Origin of the sequence: Massilia luteola (genome assembly GCF_034420155.1) — a bacterium.
GTDB lineage: Bacteria > Pseudomonadota > Gammaproteobacteria > Burkholderiales > Burkholderiaceae_D > Telluria > Telluria luteola.
The window spans coordinates 448,689-468,424 of sequence record NZ_JAXOFN010000002.1 but is presented as its reverse complement, the minus strand read 5'-3'; the positions used below and the strand labels follow the sequence as shown (position 1 = coordinate 468,424).

Below are 19,736 nucleotides of genomic sequence, written 5' to 3'. Positions count from 1 at the left end.
CATGGCGGTCAAACGCATCGTCGCCAACATCCACGCCGCGGACACCGCGTCCGCGCTGGCGTTCTACGGCGGCATCCTCGATATGCAGGTCGTCATGGACCTCGGCTGGATCGTAACCATGGCCGGCAGCGGCGGCGGCAATCCGGCGCCCCAGCTGAGCTTCGCGTCGGAAGGCGGTTCCGGCACGCCCGTGCCCGACCTGTCGATCGAAGTGGACGACCTGGACGAGGTGCTGCGCCGCGTGGCGGCGGCCGGCCTGGAGCCGGAATACGGCCCTGCCGTCGAACCGTGGGGCGTGCACCGTTTCTTCATCCGCGATCCGTTCGGGCGGCTGGTCAACATCCTGATGCACTGCTGAAGCCCAGGGGCACTCCGACGTTCCCACGCAGGCGGGAACCCAAGTGCTGCACGCACGTGGTGTGGACAACGCGCGCAAGCATACCGTCGTTCCGCGCAGGCGGGAACCCAAGTCTGCACGCATGTGGTGTGGACAACGCACGCAAACATGCCGTCGTTCCCGCGCAGGCGGGAACCCAAGTGTTGCACGCATGTAGATAACGCACGCGAATTGGGTCCCCGCCTGCGCGGGGACGACTTACGGGGTGCCGCCGGCCGCTCATTTGGTCGCCGGCCGCGCGAAATACGCTTCGATCTCTTCCAGCGTCTTGCCGCGCGTCTCGGGCAGCAGGAAGGCCGACGCGAGGAAGTAGATGACGGAGCACGCGGCGCCGAAAAAGAAGATCGCGGAATAGCCGTGGCGCCCGACCGTCGGCAGGAACACGGCCGCGATGGCCGTCGACACGAACTGGTTGATCAGCAGCGCAATGCTCATGCCGTTCGAGCGGATCCGCGTGGGCATCAGTTCCGACAGCGCGAGCCACACGCACACGCCCGGTCCGACGGCGAAGCTGGCGACGAACATGCAGATCGCCAGCGCCACGAGCCAGCCGTGGGCCGGCGTCGGCAGCGGTCCGACCTTGGCCGTTTCGACCACGAGCGGGCTGCCCGTGGCCAGCGCCGGATCGGGGAACGGATTCAGGTGCACGCGGCGGAACGCGGCGCCGATCACGCTGTCCGCCTGCACGGTGTCGGCGCGCCGCGCGACCAGCGGCGGCAGCGCGGGATCGTCGCTGCGGATGCTGGCCACGTTCGTGAACGGGCCATACGCATACGCCACCGTCAGCACCTGCGGCGTGCCGGCCGGATCGGCGCCCAGCGCGCGCAGCGTGGGCGCATCGAGGCGCAGCGACAGGCTGTCGTCGTGCGCGCGCTGCGTCACCTGCGCGAGCACGTCGCGCTGCTGGGTTTCGTTGGCGCGGAACAGCAGGCCGACCGCGAGCAGCGCGACGACGATGCCGGCCGTGCCCAGCATCAGCAGGAAGCGGCGGCCCTTGCGGTCGACGAGCAGCACGGCGACGATCGTCATCAGGGCGTTTAGCACCTTCAGCAGCACGTCGGCCAGGTTGGCGCTGGCGCCCGACAGCCCCGCGCGGTTCAGGATGTTGACGACATAGGCCAGCACGGAATTGATGCCCGTGGCCTGGTTGCAGGCGAGGATCAGGCAGGCCAGCAGGAACGGCAGCACGTAGCGGCGCGACAGCAGCGGGTCGGCGCTGCGCGCGGCCTGCGCCTGCGGGCGGACGATCTCGTCCAGTGCGCGCGTGGCTTCGCGCGCATCGAGGGTGCGCAGTAGCACGGCGCGCGCGGCGTCGAGCCGTCCGCGCTGCGCGAGCCAGCGCGGCGATTCCGCCAGCAGCAGGCAGCCCAAGGTGAACACGACGCCGGGCGTGAGGCACATCCAGAAGATGCCGCGCCATGCACGGTCCTTGGCCGCGAGCACCGCGGCGGCGCGCGCCGCTTCCGGCAGCGCGGCGGCGGCGTCGGTCGCGGCCTGCACGCTGCGCGCCTGCACGAGTCCGATCACGGCGGCCGCCACGAGCCCCACCGTCAGCAGCAGCTGGAACAGCGCGGCGCCGCGGCCGCGCTTGCGCGCGTCCAGGCATTCGGCCAGGTAGAGCGGCACGATCACGCCGATGAGGCCTCCGCTGACGCCCTGCAGCAGGCGCCCGCACAGCAGGGGGACGTAGCCGTCCGCGAGGGCGATCAGCGGAATGCTGGCGACGAACAGCGCGCCGGCGACGAGCATGCCGCGCTTGCGCCCGACCAGGTCCGCCAGCGCGCCGGCGAACAGCGACGACAGCACGGAGCCGAGCAGCACGGCAGCCACCACGAAGCTGAGCTGCTGGGCGTTGAGCTTCCACGCCAGCGCGGCCGTCGATTCCAGGTAGGGCAGCGCGCCGGCGATGATGCCGACGTCGATGCCGTACAACAGCCCGCCCATGCCGGCGATGAACAGCAGGTAGCGGGTGGACCAGGCGGGGGATCGCGGGAAGGCTGCTGTCATGTCGTCTCCGGTTTGTGGTTTTTATAGGGCGATCGGTTCGCCCTCGACGTACACCGCGGTGGGGCGCAGGTCCGCGTCGAGCACGACGAGATCGGCCCAGGCGCCCGGGGCGATGCGTCCCCGATCGGGCTCGCCGAGGTAGTCGGCGGGATACTGCGACAAGCGGCGCGACGCGTCTGCCACGGACAGGCCGATGGCGACGAAGTTGCGTAGCGCCTGGTCCATCGTGAGGGCACTGCCCGCCAGCGAGCCGCCGGCGAGGCGCACGCAGCCGAGGCATTTGTAGACGCGCTGGCTGCCGAGGGCATATTCGCCGTCGGGCATGCCGGTGGCCGCCGTGGCATCGGTCACGCCATACAGTTTCGGGATGGCGCGCAGCGCGGCGTGGATCGCGCCCGGCGCCACGTGTTCGAGGTCGGGAATGATTTCCGCGTATTCCGCATGGGCGAGGGCGGCGCCGGCGATGCCCGGCGCGCGGTGGCCGAAGCCGCTCATGCCGTTGAACAGGTGCGTGAAGCCGGACGCGCCGGCGGCCAGCGCCGCCACGCCATCCTCGTACGTGCCGGCGCTGTGGCCCAGCTGCACGCGGATGCCCAGCGCCACCAGTTGCGGGATCAGGTCGAGGTGGCCGTCGATCTCGGGCGCCAGCGTCAGCGCGCGCACCGGCGCCAGCTGGTGCCAGGCGCGCACGAGGTCCAGGCTCGCGGGCAGCGTCTCGGGCGGCTGGGCCCCCAGCTTGTGCGGGCTGATGAATGGGCCTTCCAGGTGCACGCCCAGCATGCGCGCGGCGCCCGGCGGCCGCGCGGCGATGGCGGGCGCGAGGCCTTCCAGCGCGCGCCGGATCGCGGCCGGATGCGCCGTCATCGTCGTGCCCAGCATGCTCGTGGTGCCGTGGCGCGCGTGCGCCCGCGCCACCGTCATGCCCGCGGCGCCGCCCTGCATGATGTCGACGCCGGCCGCGCCGTGCACGTGCAGGTCGACGAAGCCGGGCAGGATCAGCGGGCCTGCCGCGGCGGCCGGGTCGGCGGCGATGGCGCCGATGCGCTGGCCGAACGTCACGGTGCCGGCGATCCAGCCGTCGGGAGTCAGGATGCGGCCGCCGAGCATGCGCTAATCCGCGATGAGGACTTCGACGCCGAGCTTTTGCAGCCCGTCGCGGTATTCGGGACTGATGCCGGCATCCGTGATGACCGTGTGGATGCGGTCCAGCTGCGCGATGCGGTGCAGGCTCACGCGACCGAACTTGGACGCGTCGGTGAGGACGACGATGCGCTTGGCCCGCTCGACCATCTTGCGGTTCAGGCTCGCCTCGGCCTCGTTGTGCGTCGTGACGCCGAACTGCAGATCGAGGCCGTCGACGCCGAGGAACAGCTTGTCGAAGTTGTAGACCTGCAGGCAGGCCTCGGCCTGGCTGCCCTGGAACGACAGCGATTGCTTGCGCAGCAGGCCTCCCGTCAGGATCAGGTCCACGCCGGGCGAATCGGCCAGTTCCCATGCGATGTTGAGGCCATTCGTCGCCACCGTGACGTCCTGCGCGGCGCGCAGGTGGCGCGCGAGCGAGATCGTGGTGGTGCCGGAATCGATGACGATGTTGTCGCCCGGTTCGACGAGCGACGCGGCGAACGCACCGATGCGCTCCTTCTCTTCATGGTGCAGCGCATCCTTCTGGCGGATGCTCTGTTCCGGCGGCGGCGTGCGCACGAGGACCGCGCCGCCGTGGCTGCGCGTGACGAGGCCCTGGCCCTCCAGGGCAGACAGGTCGCTGCGGACGGTGACGGCGGAGACGCCGAGCTGGTCGACCAGGTCGGTCACCTGGACCGAGCCCTGGCGGGCGAGCATTTGCAGGATCGTTTCGCGGCGTTGGCTGGTGTTTCGCATGGTCGCTTGGGGGCAGTCGGTCGGAAAACGCCGAGCTTAACAGATCGCGGCGGCGCTGCCGACCGGTGCCGCCGTGTTGCGCGTACAGGCCCTTGCATACTGGGCCAGCAGGCGGGCGATCTTGTGTTCGACGAGATCGCGCGGCGCGGCGGCGAGGCGTCCGGCCACGACGTCCGCATACTGTTCCGGCAGGTGCTGGCTGAGGAGCGGCAACGGGATCGCGACCGCTTCCAGGTTCGCGTACAGCGTTGCCAGCGCGGCGGCCACGGGCGGCTCGCCCCAGTAATAGCGGCACCGGTCGCTGAGCGCATAGCGGCGCAGCAGGCGCTGCTCGTCGCTGCTGCCGCGGTAATGCTTGCGCCAATGGTCGGGCTTCGCCAGCATCGTGTCGTCCAGCACGCGCATCAGGTGCGACGCCCGGCTGGCCGGCACCAACTCGTCCTCGATCTGGCACAGCGCGAGCAGCGCCTCGCGCAGGGCGAACGTGGCGGCCGGGCCGACCTTGAGGATGGCGAAATGGTCGCGCACCATCGCGTGCAAGGCGGCTTCGCGCTGGTAGTCCGTCGAATGCGCCTCGAACACGAGGCCAGGGTGGCCGGCGATGAACCCGGACAGCGCGGCGGCGCGGGCGGCGTCGTAGTGCTGGATGCGGCTCGTGTCGAAGTCGACGCCGGGCTGCACGACCATCGCGACGACACGGCGCCACGCGGCGTGCAGGCCCGCGCCAAGGAAGGCGCGGCAATGCACGTCCAGCGTGCACCCGGCGGCGGCGGGCGACGTGGGGGCGCCCGCGTCTTCCAGCGCCGCCTCGCCGCCGGGCACCGGCACTTCCGTCCCGATCACGTACACGGGCGGCGCCAGGCCGGCCGCCTGCGCCGCATCCTCGGCCACGCGCGCCAGCCGCGCCGAGCGCTTGGCGACGATCGCGTCGGGCAGCACGGGCGGATCGTCCGCGCAGCGCATGCTGCAGTCCAGGTGGATCTTGTGGAAGCCGGCGCCCGCATAGGCCGCGATCAGCGTCTCCGCATGGGCCATCGCGGCGGCCGCGTCCAGGCCTTGCCACGCATTCGGGCCGAGGTGGTCGCCGCCGAGCACGAGGCGCGCCGGGGGAAAATCGAGTTCGCGCGCGAGGTCGAGCACGTAGTCGCGGTAGACGGCCGGCGTCATGCCGGTGTAGCCGCCGAACTGGTCGACCTGGTTCGACGTCGCTTCCACCAGCAGCAGGCTGTCGTGCTCCTGCGCCACGCGCATGGCGGCGCGCAGCACGGCCGGGTGGCTGCAGCAGATGCTGGCGAGGCCGACGCGTTCGCCGCGCCGGTGCGCCTGGATCGCTTGCTGGATCGGAGAGGGGGGCGTGTTCATGGATGGGCCGTGGCGTTCAGTTGCTGGCGCAGCAGCAGGGCCGCGCCGCGGGCGCCGCCGGCGTCGCCGAAGCGCGGGGGCAGGATGGGGGGCGCCTGGATGCCGCGCAGCAGATGGCGCTGGACGGCGTCCGGCAGGCGCGCATACAGGTGCGGCAGGTTCGACAGGCCGCCGCCCAGCACGATCGCATGCGGGTCGAACGCGAGGACGATGTTCGCCAGCGCGTGGCCGAGCAGGTCGAGGTGCACGTCCAGCGTGCGCGCCGCGAGGACGTCGCCCGCGTTCGCGCGTGCGGCCAGCGCCATCGGTTCGGCACCGTCGCCGCCGCCGTGGCGGTGCAGCGCCGCCATGCCGGGGCCGGACACATAGCGTTCGGTGCAGCCGGCCTTGCCGCACGGGCAGTCGATCGGTGCGAGGCCGTAGTGGGCCAGCAGCGCCGCGGGCATGGACCAGTGGCCCCATTCGCCGGCGATGCCGTTCAGGCCGCGCATCAGCTTCCCGTCCGCGCAATAGCCGCCGCCGGCGCCCGTCCCGAGGATGGCGCCGAACATCGTGGGCAGGCCGTCCGCCGCGCCGCCGGCCGCTTCGCACAGGGCGAAGCACTGGCAGTCGTTGCCGACGACGATGGGGCGGCCCAGCGTGTGCTGCAGCAGCTGGCGCGCCTGGCGGCCGTTCAGCGCCGGCACGTTGGTGCTGAGCTGGCGGCCGCTGAACGTGTCCGTGATGCCGGGCAGGCCGATGCCGGCCGGCGCGCGCCCGCCGAGGGCCGCGTCGCCGTTGCGCACAAGCGTGTGCACGGCCCGGGAAAACGCGGCGATGTCGTGGCCGGGCGTGGCCACCCGTTCGCGGTAGGCTTCGCGCATGGCGGCGTCGTACGACACGATCTCGATCTTCGTGCCGCCGATGTCGATGCCGTGGCAGCCGCGCGCCAGGCTATCAGGCGGCGTGGTCATGGATGGTCACTCCCTGGACGACGCGGTTCACGGTGCCGCCGGCGAACGGATTGTCCGGCCGCAGTTGCAGGCGGGCCGATTGCTGCAGCGCGTATTGCTGCGCCATCAGGAGCCACAGGGGCGCGAGCCAGGCGTCGGACCATGCCGGCGCCTCGGCCGCGAAGTCGCCGCCGTGGCCGACCGTCAGCACGTCGGCGGCGATGCCGTCGCGGCGCAGTTCCGCCAGCAGGTCGTCGTCGTAGCGGCGGGCCAGCGGCTTGCTGCTGGCGAACAGGATCACCTGCGAATGTTCGTCGAGCACCGACTTGGGCCCGTGGCGGAAGCCCAGCGGTGATTCGGCCAGCGCGAGGATGCGCCCGCCCGTCAGTTCCAGGATCTTGAGCGCAGCTTCCCGCGCGAGCGCTTCGAGCGGACCGCTGCCGAGGTAGACGACGCGCTGGGCCGGGCGTTGCGCCAGGCGCGCCAGCGGCGCGGCCCAGTCGGCGAGGGCGCGCTCGCCCAGTTGCGCGAGCCGTTCCATGCGCGCGCCGGCATCGTCGTGGCGCCCGAGCACGGACAAGGCGGCCAGCAGCATGCAGGTAAAGCTGCTGGTCATCGCGAAGCCGCGGTCGCAGCTCGCGGGCGGCATCAGCAGCACGCAGGCCGCGGGATCGCCGCCGGCCCGCGTCGCCAGGCTGCCGGCCGCGTTGCAGGTGATATGGAGGAAGCGCGCGCCGGGTACAACCTGGCGCACGAGGTTGACGGCGGCCAGGCTTTCCGGGCTGTCGCCGCTGCGCGCGAACGACACCAGCAGCGTCGGCGCCGCCGGGTCCAGGTACAGCTCGTGGTGCGTGAGCAGGCTGGTGGTGGCGAGCGCGCGCACGTCCGCCGCGCAGCGCGCATTCAGTTCGGCCGCGGCGATCTCGCCCACATAGGCCGAGCTGCCGGCGCCCGTCAGGATCACGCGCTGGCGTGGATCGTCCAGGCAGGGGCCGAGGAACTCCGCGACGCGTTTGCCTTCGGCGGCCAGCACGCCGGCGAGGGCGCGCCAGACGGCGGGCTGCTGGACGATCTCCTCCGCGGTGGCAAGGCCGCCGAGGTCGCGCCAGGATTGCGCATCGCGTTCGAGTAAGGTGGTCATCGTCGTGTTCGAAAGGTTCGGGTAGGGCAAGGTTAGAGAGTATTTTTCGAAATGTCAAACTCGAAAGCTTAAACGAAAGATATAGTCATAAAATTCGAACGAAAACCCGCCGTCAGAGTGCGTTGCAACCGTCTGGACGCTATTTTCCGTGCCAATTTTGCGACATATCGAAAGCTTAAACGATAACAATGTCGATAAACGAAAGATAAAAACGCCTGAAATGCAAGCGCAGGCACTTCTTTTACGCGTTTCGTCGACTTTTTGTTGACCATCCTTGTTTTTGTTTCTACAGTAAGTGAAACAAAACGTAATTTTCGACTGCCACCATGACAAAGAGACCTTTTCGTTTTCGCCCCGTCGTCGCCGCCCTGGCCCTGACATTTACCTTCATCGCCATCCCCGCCGGCGCCGCGCCGCTGGGCAGCGTGCGATCCATCGCCGCCGCCGCGGACGGCCACACGTGGGACATCGTGACGGACCGTGGCGCCCACGTGCAAATCAGCCTGCCACGCCCGGACGTGCTGCATATCCAGGCCAGCCCCACCGCGCAGCTGACGGGGCCGGGCGACAAGGCGGCGCCGATCGTCGTCGGCACGCCGGACGATGCGAAGTACGTGTTGGAACAGCATCCCGACCATATCATGGTGAAGACCGCGGCCCTCGCGCTGCGCATCGACCGCAATCCGCTGCGCTTCACGTTGTACCGGGCGGGCGAGGCGGCGCCGCTGTGGCGCGAGCTGCAGCCGCTCGACATCGAGGCGAAGCAGGCCGTCCAGGTGCTGTCGACGGATGCCACCGAGCGTTTCTACGGCGGCGGCCAGCAGAACGGCCGCTATGAATTCAAGGGCCGCGAGCTGGCCGTGTCGTATTCGGGCGGCTGGGAAGAGGGCGACCGGCCGAATCCGGCGCCGTTCCTGCTCAGTTCCAAGGGCTGGGCCATGCTGCGCAACACGTGGTCGGACGGCGACTACGACCTGCGCGGCGACGAGCAGATCGCGCTGCAGCACGCGGAAGGCCGCTTCGACGCCTATTATTTCGTCGCGCCCGACATGCGCGGCGCGCTTGCCGGCTACACGGCGTGGACGGGCCGCGCACGCCTGCTGCCGCGCTGGGCGCTGGAGTTCGGCGACGCCGACTGCTACAACGACGGCGACAACATCAAGAAGCCGGGCACGGTGCCGCCGGGCTGGAGCGACGGCCCGACCGGGAAGACACCGGACGTCGTCGCCAGCGTCGCCAAGCGCTACCGCGAGCACGACATGCCGGGCGGCTGGATCCTGCCGAACGACGGCTACGGCTGCGGCTACACGAATTTGCCGGAGACCGTGAAAGGCCTCGCGGGCTATGGTTTCCGCACCGGCCTGTGGACGGAAAACGGCGTCGACAAGATCGCGTGGGAAGTCGGCCATGCCGGCACGCGCGTGCAGAAGCTGGACGTCGCGTGGACCGGCAAGGGCTATCAGTTCTCGCTGGACGCGAACAAGGCCGCTTACGATGGCATCCTAAAGAATTCCGACAGCCGGCCGTTCATCTGGACGGTGATGGGCTGGGCCGGCACCCAGCGCTATGCCGTCGCATGGACGGGCGACCAGAGCGCCAGCTGGGACTATATCCGCTGGCATGTGCCGACCCTGATCGGTTCGGGCCTGTCGGGCCAGGCGTATGCGACGGGCGACGTCGACGCCATCTTCGGCGGCAGTCCGGAGACGTACACGCGCGACTTGCAGTGGAAGAGTTTCACGCCGGTGCTGATGGGGATGTCCGGCTGGTCGGCGGCGGAGCGCAAGCACCCGTGGTGGTTCGACGAGCCGTACCGCGCCATCAACCGCCGCTACCTGAAACTCAAGCTGCGCCTCACGCCGTACATGTACACGCTGGCGCGCGAGGCCGAGGACAGCGGCGCGCCGCTCGTGCGCGGCCTGATGTGGGACTACCCGCACGATCCGGCCGCGTGGACCGAGAAGTATAAATACCAGTTCCTGCTCGGTCGCGACCTGCTGGTGGCACCCGTGTACCGCAGCCAGGCGGCGAGCGGCGGCTGGCGCAAGGGCATCCACCTGCCACAGGGGATGTGGTTCGATTACTGGGACGGCCACCAGGCCACGGCGGGCGCGGACGGACGCGACGTCGACCTGAAGGTCACGCTCGACAAGCTGCCCGTGTTCGTGCGCGCCGGCGCCATCCTGCCGATGTATCCGGAAGTGCTGTACGACGGCCAGAAACCCAAGGACCGCGTGACGTTCGACGTCTACCCGCAGGCCGGCGAATCGGCGTTCACGTTATATGAGGACGACGGCAACACGCGCCGCTACCAGCAGGGCGAATCGAGCCGCCAGACGATCCGCATGACGGCGACCGGCCGCGACGCGACCATCGACGTCGGTGCGGTGGACGGCACTTACGCCGGCCAGGAAGTGCGGCGCGGCTACAGCCTGCGCATGCTGGCCGCGCACGCGCCGGATGCCGTGCAGGCCAACGGCGGCGCGTTGCCGGCCCGCGCCAGCCTTGCCGCGCTGGACGCGAGCGACGACGGCTGGTTCTTCGATCCGGCCGACCGGCGCGGGACGCTGCACGTGAAGACGGCCGCGCGCGACATCCGCGCGCCGCTGCGGATCGCCGTGCGCGGCGCGCTCGCGGCGCGTGCCGACGACGCCTTCCCGGCCGCGCCGGAAGCGGGCCGCGCGATTCCGGCCGACGCCATCGCCGTCATCAACTGTCCGGTGGAAGAGCCGGGCCAGGGCCTCGAGCGCGCGTTCGACGGCAAGCCGGATACATGGTTCCGCACCCTGCGCAGCCAGGCCGTGAAGAGCGGTCCGCACGAATGGGTGCTGGGCTTCGCCGAGCGCCGCCTCGTGGACGGCATCGAGATCGCGCCGCGCAACGACCAGCACTGGACGAGCGGCCAGGTGCGCGACTACGAAGTCTATGTCGGCGATACGAACGGCGACTGGGGCGCGCCGGTCGCGCGCGGCCGCCTGCAACTGGCGCAGGGCACGCAGGTCATCAACTTCCCGGCCACCGCCGGCCGCCTGCTGCGCTTCCGCGTGCTGAGCGTGCATAACCCGGATGGCGATGGCGCCAGCGCGCTCGATCCGATGGTCACGGCGGCGCAGGGGCCGGCGCCCGCCAGGGCCTACGACGCGGCGCTGCCGGCCGACGTCCCGCCGATCACGGTGTCCGAATTCCACGTGCTCGAACATCGTCACGCCGACGGGCCCGCGCGGCAAGTCTATCTGTCCGACCTCGCGCTGCCGAAGTCCGCGGCGCGCGACAAGCCGGCCACGGTCGGGTCGAACGCGGCATCCGGGATGCGCATGAACGGCCTGCACTTCCGCAAGGGCGTCGGCGTGGGGCCGGCCAGCCGCATCGACCTGGCGCTGGGCGGCGACTGGGACCTGTTGCGCGCCGACCTCGGCGTCGACGACAGTTGCCGGGGCAGCGGCGGCCTGCAGTTCCAGGTCTGGAGCGGGTCGAAGCTGTTGTACGACAGCGGCCTGGTCACCCCGCCCGCCGTCGTCAAGCCCGAGATCGACGTGCGCGGCCTGCGTGAACTGAGCCTGCGCACCCTGGGCGCCCGCGGTGCGAGTCCGGGCAAGGTCTGCGCCGACTGGGCCAATGCGCGCCTGACCGGTAGTCCGGGCGCGACCGTCACACCACGCTGAGCGCGCCGACCGCCACAGCACACCATCATTACAACGAGGAGCAGCAGCCCCTGTCCGGAACAGGGAGGGACTGCTGCATCCGCAAACAAGGAGACAAGCATGAACAGCAAGCGCTTCACCCTGCGGCACGACGCCATCCGGCATGCCACGGCCATCCTGATCGCCCTCGCGGCGAGCGGCGGCCAGGCCTGGGCGCAGTCGAACGCCACGACGACGATCTTCGGCGAGGTGCGTGCGGCGGCCGGCGCCACCGTCGTCATCGAGAACCTGGCTACCGGCGTGCAGCGCACCGTGAGCCCGGATGCATCCGGGCGCTATGCCGCCACGTCGATGCCGCCCGGCCGCTACGCCGTCAAGGTGCTGCGCGGCGGCGCCGTCGAGGCGAGCCGCGAGGTGGAAGCCGTCGTCGGTTCCGGCGTCGAGGCCAGCTTCGGCGCGGGCGGCATGCAGACCGTCGTCGTGTCGGCGACGCGCTCGTACATCGACGTCTCCAACACGAACAACGGCGTCGTGTTCACGGCGAAGGAGCTCAAGGCGCTGCCGGTGGCGGACGATATCGCGTCGGTCGTCCAGCTGACGCCGGGCGTCAACCGCGGCACCAACAGCCAGTACGGCAATGCGCCGCAGATCTCCGGTTCGGGCCAGTCCGAGAACGCGTTCTACGTCAACGGCTTCCCCGTCACGAACATCCTCACGCAGGTAGGCGCGTCCGAGCTGCCGTTCGGCGCGATCGCCAACATGCAGGTGCTGTCCGGCGGCTACGGCGCGGAGTTCGGGCGCTCGACGGGCGGCGTCATCAACGTCACGACGAAGAGCGGCGGGAACAAGTTCGAATTCGGCGGCAAGCTGCAATACCTGCCGGCCCGCCTGCGCGCGGCGCCCGAGAACACCTATTATCCGCGCACGGGCGCCTATCCGGACACGGACGGCAAGCTGCTGTACTGGAACCGCGACAACACCACGCGCAGCCGCGTCGCTGGCCTGTACGGCGGCGGCCCGCTGGTCCGCAACAAGCTGTTCGCCTTCGTCGCGCTGGAGCGCACCGTGACGGACGGCGAAGCGATCGCCGCCGCCAGCAGCGCCGGCACCACGTCGCCGACCGGCTGGAGCAGTTCGCACACGACGGTCAACCGCTACCTGGCCAAGCTCGACTACAACCTGACCGACGACCACCATGTCGAGTACACGAAGCTGTACGACCGCACCGTCGGCCGCACCCAGGCCTATGGTTTCGACTATGCGACCCTGACGCGCAACGGCACGCCGCGCGGCGCGGGTCAGGAGACGATCAACTGCTGCGGCGCCGCCGCCGCGCCGGGCGCCAACGCGGACATCGTCAAGTACACGGGCTACCTGCGCGACGACCTGACGGTGACCGCGCTGTACGGCGATTCGCGCACCACCCATCGGCGCATCCCGGACGGCTACGACCCGGGGCTCGCGCAAACGTCGTCGACGGTGTCGACGCAGGTGCCGGGCCTCGTCTACAACAACCCGCAGACCGTCACCGGCAGCCTCGTCGACCCTGCATCGGAAGACCGCCAGAAAGGGCTGCGCCTGGACGTCGAGTACAAGCTGGGCCAGCACGGGCTGCGTGCCGGCATCGACCGCATCGAGGTCGAATCGTTGGTCGGCCAGACGCTCGCCGGCGGTTACCGCTGGACCTACCGCAAGGCCAGCGATCCGAACCGCGCCATCAACGGCGCGTCCGAGACGCCGGCCCAGGGCGGCGGCTACGGCGCGCAAGGCTATTACGTCAGCCGCGACGTCAACACCAACCTCGCGCGACCGACGAGCGTGCAGTCGGCGCAGTACATCCAGGATCACTGGCAGGTCGCGCGCCGCGTGCTGCTCGACCTGGGCCTGCGCCGCGAGCAGTTCACCAACTACACGACCAAGGGCGATGCCTTCATCTCGCAGCGCAACATGATCGCGCCGCGGTTTGGCGCCACGTGGGACGTCAAGGGCGACAGCTCGCTGAAGGTGTTCGCCAACGCGGGCCGCTACCATCTGCCGGTGCCGTCCAACCTGTCCAGCAATATGGCGAGTCCGCTGCTGTCGACCAGCCAGTTCTTCACCTACACGGGCGTCGATCCCGCGACGGGCGCGCCGACCGGCCTGCACCCGATCGGCAACGCGTACTCGGCGAACAACTTCTACGGCCAGGGCCGCGACGCGCGCGAAGTGACGGCCGTGGGCCTGAAGCCGCTGTCGCAGGACGAGTTCTCGCTGGGCTTCGAAACGGCGTTGACGCGCCGGCTCGTCGCCGGCGGCAACCTGCTGTACCGCCGCCTGAACGACACCAACGACGACACTTGCGACCAGCGTCCGATCGATGCGTGGGCCGCGCGCAACCACGTCGACGAGAGCCAATGGGGCGGCTTCCAGTGCGCCATCATGAACCCGGGCCGCGACAACAGCCTGATGATCGACTTCAATGACGGCCGTGGCCTGCGCCGCGTCGACATCACGGCGGCCGAGTGGGGCAACCCGCTGCCGGAGCGCACGTACAAGGCGCTGACCGTGTTCCTCGAGCACCCGTTCAGCAACGGCTGGTACGGCAAGGTCACGTACACGCTGTCGGCGCTGAAGGGCAATATGGAAGGGCAGACGGATACGATCGGCGGCGGCGACGTGGCGCTCACCGTCAGCGACGACCACAAGGAACTGATGTACAACGCCTACGGCTACCTGCCGAGCGACCACCGGCACCAGATCAAGGCGTACGGCTTCGCCCAGGTCCTGCCGGAGGTGACGGTGGGCGCCAACCTGGCGCTGGTCTCGGGCGCGCCGCGCAACTGCATCGGCGCGCTGCCCGACGACCTGCGCTTCGACGGCGACTACGGCGACGCCTACTTCTACTGCAACGGCCAGCCCGCGCCGCGCGGCAGCCAGGGCCGCCTGCCGTGGCAGATGCAGCTGGACCTGAACGCGGCCTGGAGCCCGGCCCGCGTGAAAGGGCTGACGTTCCGCGCCGACGTCTTCAACGTGTTCGATCGCCAGACCGTCAACCGCTACAACGAGACGCGCGAGGACGCCGGCGCCATCAACCGCTACTACCTGCAGGTGGCGAGCCGCGCGGCGCCGCGTTCCGTGCGCCTCACGGCCGAGTACAACTTCTGAGGACGCCATGCCCCAGCGCTTGTCATCGCAACGACGCGACTTCCTCGGGACGTGCACCCGGCGGGCCGCGGGGCTGGCCGCGCTGGCGCTGCCGGGCGCCGCGTCGTCCGCACCGGTGCCCGTCGCGATTCCCACGCGGGCGACGGGCCACGTCGTGCCGCCCACGATCGTCGGGCTCAGTTACGAGACCGCCGTGCTGCGCGACCCGCGCTTCCTTGCCGCGTCCAACACGGCGCTCGTCGCGCTGTTCCGGCGCCTGAATCCGGACGGCGTGCTGCGCCTGGGCGGGAACACGAGCGACCTGGCGCTGCCAGCCGGCTTCGCGGGTCCGCTGCCCGCGCTGCATCCGCTGTACCGGCAGCGCGAGCGCGTGCAGCCGTATTACGCCGTGCCGGACGACGCGCTGGCGGCGCTCGCCGGTTTTCTCGACGCGGCGGGCTGGAAGGTCGTGTTCGGCCTGAACCTGCGCGCGGACAGCGCATCGCTGGCGGCGGCGTACGCGGCCAGGGTGCGCGCGGCGCTCGGCCCGCGCCTGCTGGCGCTGCAGGTCGGGAACGAGGCGAACAATTATTTCAAGACGTATGCGGAGTACAAGGCCGCGTGGGACCGGGTGGCCGGGCCGGCCGACCGCGGCGACATCGCGGGACCGGACAGCGGCGCGAACACGGACTGGGTCCAGGCGTTCGGCCGCGAGGTGCCGGGCGCGCCGCTGCTCAGCCGTCATTACTACCGCGAGGCGGCCGAACGTGGCTCGCTGGACGACATCCTGACACACGATGCGGACTTCGACCGAGAGATCGTAGTGCTCGCCGCGGCGGCGCGCGGCCACCGCCACGGGTTCTGGCTGACGGAGACGAATTCGTATTACCGCGGCGGCCGTGCCGGCGTGAGCGACGCGTTCGCGGCGGCCCTGTGGGGCCTGGACTTCACCTTGTCGGCCGCCTACCACGGCGCGGCCGGCGTGTGCTTCCAGGGCGGGCCACGCGGCAGCATCGAGAGTTCGCTGGAAGGGCACGACACACGCGGCGGTGGCGCGGCGCCGGGCAGCATCGACGCGGCAAGTTCGAATTATTCGCCCATCGGCGGCGACCTGGGCGCAGGCTTCGCGCCGCGGCCGCTGTACTACGGCCTGCTGTGTGCACGCCTGCTGGCGGGCGGACGCTTCCACGCGCTCGACACGGCCGCCTTGCCGCCGGACGCGCGCGTGTACGCGACGGCGCACGACGACGGCACACGCATCGTCGCCGTCAACGCGAGCCGCACCCGCGCCCGTGCGCTGCGCTTCGCCGGCCTGCCGCCGCGTGCCGGCGTGCGTGCGGCACCGCTGTCGGCACCGGACGTGGCGGCGCGCACGGCGCTTGTCTTCGGCCAGGACGACCGCACCCTCATGCCGGGCACGGACTGGCAGCTGCGCTACCGCGCGCTGCGGCCGGTGTCGACGCACGGCGCGCTCGACGTGACGCTGCCCGCCGGCACTGCCATCCTCATCCACGTGGCGGCTTGAGCGCCACCCCGCGGCCGCCATGCCGGCGGGCGAGCCGCGTCCATCCAGCCGGCTTTTCACGATGACGAAGGAATCGACGATGAAACGAAGAAGCCTCATGCTGTCCACCCTCGCGCTGCTGGCGGCCGCCGGCGTGCCGGCCGCGGCCAGTGCAGCTGATTACCAGGTCGCCCTCGCGGGGAATGCGTTCGTCACCCAGGCGCCGGCCAACGCGACGGAAGAAATCAACGATGGCGGCCTCGCCAACTGGACGAGTCCCGCCACGGTGACGAGCATCTGGTTCCGCATGGCCGCAGCCGGCAGCGCCACGCTCGCGCTGGACGCGCGCCTGGCCGGCAGTTCCACGAGCCGGATCCGTGCGACGGTGGCCGGCAAGGATTACGACCTGACGCTGTCCGGCACCGCGTTGACGACGTACCCCATCGGCACGATCGCCGTGACGGCCCCGGGGTATGTGCGCGTCGACCTCAAGGGCGTGACCAAGGACGGCGGTTATTTCGGCGACGTCGCCGCGTTGCGCGTGACGACCGACGTCCCGCTGAATTATGCGAACGACGCCGAGAACTATTACTGGTCGCGCCGCGGCCCCTCGGTCCACATGGGGTACAAGGTGCCGGCGAATACGGAATACTTCTACAACGAGGTGACGGTGCTGCCGGGGCAGGACAAGATCGGTTCCTACTTCATGGCGAACGGTTTCGTCGGCGGCTACCTCGGCATCCAGGTGAACGGCGCCCACGAGCGGCGCGTGCTGTTCTCCGTCTGGGATGCGGACAGCGGCGCCAGGACGACGCTCGTGAACAAGGGCGCGGACGTCGTCGACAACGGCTTCGGCGGCGAGGGCACGGGCGGCCAATCGTACCTCGTCTACGACTGGGTCGCGGGCCACACCTACCGCTTCCTCACGCGCGCCCGACCGGACGGCGCCGGCAACACGGATTTCAGCGCCTGGTTCCTCGCACCTGAAAAGGGCAATCGATGGCGCCTGATCGCGACGTGGAAGCGGCCGCAGACGTCCACCTACCACGCGGGCGTGTACTCGTTCGTCGAAAACTTCATCGACACGAACGGCTACCTGGGACGCAGCGTCCGGTTCGGCAACCAGTGGGCGCGCGACACGGCCGGCAAGTGGACCGAGATCGCGACCGCGCGCTTCACCGGCGATGCGACGGCCGCGAACGGCCAGCGCAAGGACTACGCGGGCGGCGTCGACGGCGGTCAGTTCTATCTGCGGAACGGCGGCTTCTTCGCCGATTACGTGAACATCAACCAGAGCTTCACGCGGCCCGCGACGGCGACGCCGCCGGCCGTCGACGTGAATGCGCTGCCGCAGTGACGTCGCGGGAATCGGTGTGCCGCGTCCGGCGGCGCGCCTCGCCGGCCTGCAGCCGGCAAGCCGCAGGCCGTCGTCGGGGCAGCGCGGGACCGCGCCGGCTACTGGCCGTCGCGCGCCACCTGGACCAGCGTGTCGAGGCGGTTGCCGTCGGCGCACAGCGCGCCGCCGGCACCGAAGTCGGCGTCCTGGGCGAGCCGGGTGAGCACCGACCCGCTGGGCATTTCCAGCGCCACGCGGGCGCCGCGTTCCCACGCGTGGCGCAGCGTATCGGCCCACAGCACGGGGCGCGCCATGTTCGCAGCGAGGTCGGCGACGATCCGCTCGCCGTCGAACAGCGCGCGTGCGGCGCTGCTGCTGATGTACGTGATGCGCGGACGCCGGCTCGCCACCTGCGCGGCGGCGCGGGCGAGCGCGCGCGCCTGCTCGTCCAGCAGCGGACAGTGCGAGGGCACCGGCACGGCCAGCCGGTCCGCGCGGTGGGCACCTCGCGCCAGTGCCAGGTCCGCGACGGCATCCAGCGCCGCGTCGCGGCCCGCGATGACGAGCTGGCGCGGCGCGTTCAGGTTCGCGAGGTAGACCGGCATGTCCGGACGATCGACCTGCGCGAGCAGCGGTGCGAGCTGCTGGCGCGTGAGGCCGCCGATCGCGGTCATGCCGTAGCCGGACGGGTAGGCGTCTTCCATCAGCCGCGCGCGCAATTCGACGAGGCGCGCGGCGTCCGCGAAGTCGAGCACGCCCGCCACGACGGCCGCGGGCCAGGCGCCGATGGACAGTCCGGCCACCATCCGCGGCGCCGCGCCGTGTGCCGCCAGCACGCGCGCCATCGCGACGCCTGCCACCAACAAGGACAGTTGCACGGCGACGGTGGAGCGCAGCGCGTCGGCGCCGTCCAGCGCGAGGACGTCGCGGCCCAGCGCTTGTGTGGCCTCCGCCAGCGTCCGCGCCGTTTCCGGATGATCCGGCAGCGCGTGCAGCATGCCGGGCTTTTGCGCGCCCTGGCCGGGAAAGGTGAACAGGACGCTCATGCGGCCTCCCATGGATCGTCGACGAGCCGCGGGCCGGCATCCGTCTTGAGCAGCACGCGCCCGCCGCGCGCATATTCCGCGAGCGCGAAGCCGCCGCCACCCGTGTCGACCTGGATGTCGATGCGGCAGGGCTGGCCGTCCCGCAGCGCGGACAATGCGGCGAGCACGGCGCCGGCGGGCCGGCGCGGCAGGCGCACGAGCAGATCGAGGTCGCTCGTCGCGCGCAGCACCGGCAGTCCGCACGCGAGCCAGTAGCCGGCGCCGCCGGTCGGGCCCCAGTCGACGCCGAGCGCGTCCAGCCGCGGCGCCAGCGCGCGCAGCGCCACGATGCAGGGCAGGTCGCTGGCGGCGGTGTGCGCCCCTGCCGCCAGCATGCGCGGCGTAACGACGGACGCCACGGCGTCGAGTGCGAGACGACCCTTGCAGCGCTCGTTGCGTTGCAGGCCGCGCGCACCTGCGGGCACGATGCCGGGCCGGGTGGCTTCGCGCCGCACGACGAGCGGCGCGCGCGGGTCCAGCCAGTCCGGCCGCACGCCGTCGACCGCGAACGCGCCGGGACGCTGCGTGAACAGCAGGTCGTGCGGACGGGGCGCCGGCATGTCAGCCCACCAGCGCGCGGACCGCGAAGTACAGCAGCGACGGGCCGAGGAGGCAGCCGATACCCGTGTGGAACGTCGCCACGAGCGCGCCGTACGGCACGAGCTTGCGGTCGGTGGCGGCCAGGCCCGCCGAGACGCCGCTGACCGTGCCGGCCAGGCCGCCGAACACCATCGCCGAGCGCGGCGTGGACAGGCGCAGGAAGCGCGCGGCCATCGGCGTGCCGACCATGACCATGATCGCCTTGACGAGGCCCGTGGCGATCGACAGCGCCATGAGTTCCGAGCTGGCGCCGATCGCGGCGCCCGTCACGGGGCCGACGATGTAGGTGACGGCGCCGGCGCCGATGGTCGTCATGCTGATCGCGTCGCGGTAGCCGAACGCCCACGCCACGCTGGCGCCGACGATGAACGGCAGCACGGTGCCGAGCAGCAGGGCGACGACGCCCATGAGGCCCGCCTTCTTCGCTTCCACGACCTGCACCTCGAACGCGGTGGCGACGATGGCGAAGTCGCGCAGCATGGCGCCGCCCATCAGGCCGACGCCGGCGAACAGGGAGACGTCGGCGAGGCCCTTCTGGCCGCCCGTCTGGATGCCGCCCCAATAGGCGAGACCGAGGCCGATGAGGATGGCGATGGCGGAACCGTGCACGCGGCCGAACGTGAGGCGGCGCGACAGCTGCATCGACACGATCATGACGAAGCCGACGAGGGCGAAGGCCAGCACGAGGCCATTGTGTTTGACAGTCTTTTCCAGGAGTTCGAGCATGGTG

14 protein-coding genes are annotated in these 19,736 nt (G+C 70.7%); 5 read left to right on the top strand and 9 right to left on the bottom strand.

Annotated features, from left to right (window positions below; genetic code table 11):
- Position 1 precedes the first annotated feature (1 nt).
- On the top strand, positions 2–358 hold the full coding sequence (locus tag U9J41_RS05090; RefSeq protein ID WP_322400609.1) for a VOC family protein: 357 nt from the start codon (positions 2–4) through the stop codon (positions 356–358).
- A gap of 258 nt (positions 359–616) precedes the next feature.
- On the opposite strand, the gene U9J41_RS05085 is transcribed toward U9J41_RS05090, so the two are convergent.
- Genes U9J41_RS05085 through U9J41_RS05060 form a run of 6 tightly spaced genes read right to left on the bottom strand, consistent with a single transcriptional unit; the run spans position 617 to position 7,717 of the window.
- Positions 617–2,404 (bottom strand): MFS transporter, encoded by a 1,788-nt coding sequence (locus U9J41_RS05085; RefSeq protein ID WP_322400608.1) that lies wholly within the window; start codon positions 2,402–2,404, stop codon positions 617–619.
- A 21-nt stretch (positions 2,405–2,425) separates the two neighbouring features.
- On the bottom strand, positions 2,426–3,511 hold the full coding sequence (nagA, locus tag U9J41_RS05080; RefSeq protein WP_322400607.1) for an N-acetylglucosamine-6-phosphate deacetylase: 1,086 nt from the start codon (positions 3,509–3,511) through the stop codon (positions 2,426–2,428).
- A gap of 3 nt (positions 3,512–3,514) precedes the next feature.
- Entirely contained in the window at positions 3,515–4,282 is a 768-nt protein-coding gene (locus tag U9J41_RS05075; RefSeq protein WP_322400606.1) for a DeoR family transcriptional regulator, read from the bottom strand.
- A gap of 36 nt (positions 4,283–4,318) precedes the next feature.
- Entirely contained in the window at positions 4,319–5,644 is a 1,326-nt protein-coding gene (locus tag U9J41_RS05070; RefSeq protein WP_322400605.1) for a D-tagatose-bisphosphate aldolase, class II, non-catalytic subunit, read from the bottom strand.
- On the bottom strand, positions 5,641–6,597 hold the full coding sequence (locus U9J41_RS05065; protein ID WP_322400604.1) for an ROK family protein: 957 nt from the start codon (positions 6,595–6,597) through the stop codon (positions 5,641–5,643). The genes U9J41_RS05070 and U9J41_RS05065 overlap by 4 nt, the downstream gene beginning before the upstream one ends.
- Positions 6,581–7,717 carry an AgaS family sugar isomerase gene (locus tag U9J41_RS05060; RefSeq protein WP_322400603.1) on the bottom strand — a complete coding sequence of 379 codons (1,137 nt, stop codon included), beginning with the start codon at positions 7,715–7,717 and terminating at the stop codon, positions 6,581–6,583. The genes U9J41_RS05065 and U9J41_RS05060 overlap by 17 nt, the downstream gene beginning before the upstream one ends.
- A 326-nt stretch (positions 7,718–8,043) precedes the next feature.
- Between U9J41_RS05060 and U9J41_RS05055 the strand changes: the two genes are divergently transcribed.
- The 4 genes from U9J41_RS05055 to U9J41_RS05040 all read left to right on the top strand — a co-directional run bounded on the left by U9J41_RS05055 (position 8,044) and on the right by U9J41_RS05040 (position 17,342).
- The gene (locus tag U9J41_RS05055) at positions 8,044–11,379 is read left to right on the top strand and encodes a TIM-barrel domain-containing protein (protein WP_322400602.1); all 3,336 of its coding nucleotides are present in this window, start codon (positions 8,044–8,046) and stop codon (positions 11,377–11,379) included.
- Positions 11,380–11,478: 99 nt separating this feature from the next.
- Positions 11,479–14,502, top strand: coding sequence for a TonB-dependent receptor (locus U9J41_RS05050; protein ID WP_322400601.1), 3,024 nt, complete (start codon positions 11,479–11,481; stop codon positions 14,500–14,502).
- Positions 14,503–14,509: 7 nt separating this feature from the next.
- On the top strand, positions 14,510–16,006 hold the full coding sequence (locus U9J41_RS05045; RefSeq protein WP_322400600.1) for a hypothetical protein: 1,497 nt from the start codon (positions 14,510–14,512) through the stop codon (positions 16,004–16,006).
- Between the two features lie 79 nt (positions 16,007–16,085).
- Positions 16,086–17,342, top strand: coding sequence for a DUF3472 domain-containing protein (locus U9J41_RS05040; protein WP_322400599.1), 1,257 nt, complete (start codon positions 16,086–16,088; stop codon positions 17,340–17,342).
- 98 nt (positions 17,343–17,440) lie between these two features.
- Here the strand turns inward: U9J41_RS05040 and mdcH are convergent, their stop codons facing one another.
- Genes mdcH through madM form a run of 3 tightly spaced genes read right to left on the bottom strand, consistent with a single transcriptional unit; the run spans position 17,441 to position 19,732 of the window.
- Positions 17,441–18,367, bottom strand: coding sequence for a malonate decarboxylase subunit epsilon (gene mdcH, locus U9J41_RS05035; RefSeq protein WP_322400598.1), 927 nt, complete (start codon positions 18,365–18,367; stop codon positions 17,441–17,443).
- On the bottom strand, positions 18,364–18,966 hold the full coding sequence (locus U9J41_RS05030; protein ID WP_322400597.1) for a malonate decarboxylase holo-ACP synthase: 603 nt from the start codon (positions 18,964–18,966) through the stop codon (positions 18,364–18,366). The genes mdcH and U9J41_RS05030 overlap by 4 nt, the downstream gene beginning before the upstream one ends.
- Before the next feature lies 1 nt (position 18,967).
- Positions 18,968–19,732 (bottom strand): malonate transporter subunit MadM, encoded by a 765-nt coding sequence (gene madM / locus U9J41_RS05025; RefSeq protein ID WP_322400596.1) that lies wholly within the window; start codon positions 19,730–19,732, stop codon positions 18,968–18,970.
- Between the last annotated feature and the right edge of the window lie 4 nt (positions 19,733–19,736).